This is a genomic window from Luteimonas panaciterrae, from assembly GCF_020511115.1.
Taxonomy (GTDB): domain Bacteria; phylum Pseudomonadota; class Gammaproteobacteria; order Xanthomonadales; family Xanthomonadaceae; genus Luteimonas; species Luteimonas panaciterrae.
The window spans coordinates 1-1,446 of sequence record NZ_JAJAVH010000053.1; the positions used below are offsets into that span (position 1 = coordinate 1).

Annotated in this window: 1 protein-coding gene; it reads left to right on the forward strand. The window is 68.0% G+C overall.

Going from position 1 to position 1,446, the window contains the following annotated elements; translation table 11 throughout:
• Positions 1-4 precede the first annotated feature (4 nt).
• On the forward strand, positions 5-1,446 hold a 1,442-nt coding region (gene glmS / locus LG367_RS18205), incomplete at its 3' end, for a glutamine--fructose-6-phosphate transaminase (isomerizing) (RefSeq protein ID WP_226470681.1).

The following is a 1,446-nucleotide window of genomic DNA, read 5'->3' on the forward strand; positions in this document are numbered from 1 at the left end:
CCTTATGTGCGGCATCGTTGGTGCGATCGCAAATCGCGATGTGGTCCCTGTCCTGATCGAAGGCCTCAAGCGCCTGGAGTACCGCGGCTACGATTCGGCCGGCATCGCCATCGTCGAGCAGGACGACGTCCGCCGCGTGCGCCGCACCGGCCGTGTCGCCGAGATGGAGGCGGCCGCCACCGCCGAAGGCTTCGCCTCGCGCCTGGGCATCGGCCACACCCGCTGGGCCACCCACGGCGGCGTCACCGAAGGCAATGCCCATCCCCACATCAGCCACGGCGAACTGGCCCTGGTCCACAACGGCATCATCGAGAACCACGAGGAACAGCGCGAACGCCTGATCGGCCTGGGCTACACCTTCGAGTCCCAGACCGACACCGAGGTCATCGCCCACCTGATCCATTACTACCTGCAGGACGGCAGCGACCTGCTCGCCGCCCTGCAGCGGGCGGTGAAGGAACTCGACGGCGCCTACGCCCTGGCCGTGATCAGCAAGCGCGACCCCGAGCGCATGATCTGCGCCCGCATGGGCTGTCCGCTCTTGGTCGGCATGGGCGAGGGCGAGAACTTCGTCGCCTCCGACGTCTCGGCGATCGTGCAGGCCACGCGCCGGGTGCTGTTCCTGGAAGAAGGCGATACCGCCGAGATCACGCGCACGTCCGTGCGGGTGTTCGATGCCGACGGCCGTCCGGCGCAGCGCGAGGAACACCTGTCCGACGTGTCCCTGGCGTCCTTGGAGCTGGGGCCGTACAGCCACTTCATGCAGAAGGAGATCCACGAGCAGCCGCGCGCCGTGGGCGACACGCTGGAGGCGATCATCGATGCCAATGCCTTCACGGCGAAGCTGTTCGGGCCGGACGCCGGCGAGGTGCTCCAGGATGTCGAAGGCGTGCAGATCCTGGCCTGCGGCACCAGCTACTACGCCGGCTCGGTGGCCCGCTACTGGATCGAGGCGATCTCGGGACTCCCCTGCAGCGTGGAGATCGCCAGCGAGTACCGCTATCGCACCGCGGTGGCCAACCCGAAACACCTAGTGGTGACCATCTCCCAGTCCGGCGAGACCCTGGACACCATGGAGGCGCTGAAGTACGCCAAGTCGCTGGGGCACGAGAAGACGCTCTCCATCTGCAACGTTCCCGAGAGCGCCATTCCCCGCGCCAGCAAGCTGGTGTTCTACACCCGCGCCGGCGCCGAGATCGGCGTGGCCTCGACCAAGGCCTTCACCACCCAGCTGGTGGGCCTGTTCGCGCTGGCGGCGACCCTGGCCAAGCTGCGCGGCAAACTGACGGCCGAGCAGGAAGCCGGCTATATCGAGGACCTGCGCCACCTGCCCGGCAGCGTGCAGCATGCGCTGAACCTGGAACCGCAGATCGCCGGCTGGGCCGAGCGCTTCGCGGGCAAGCAGCATGCGCTGTTCCTGGGCCGGGGCGTGCACTACCCGATCGC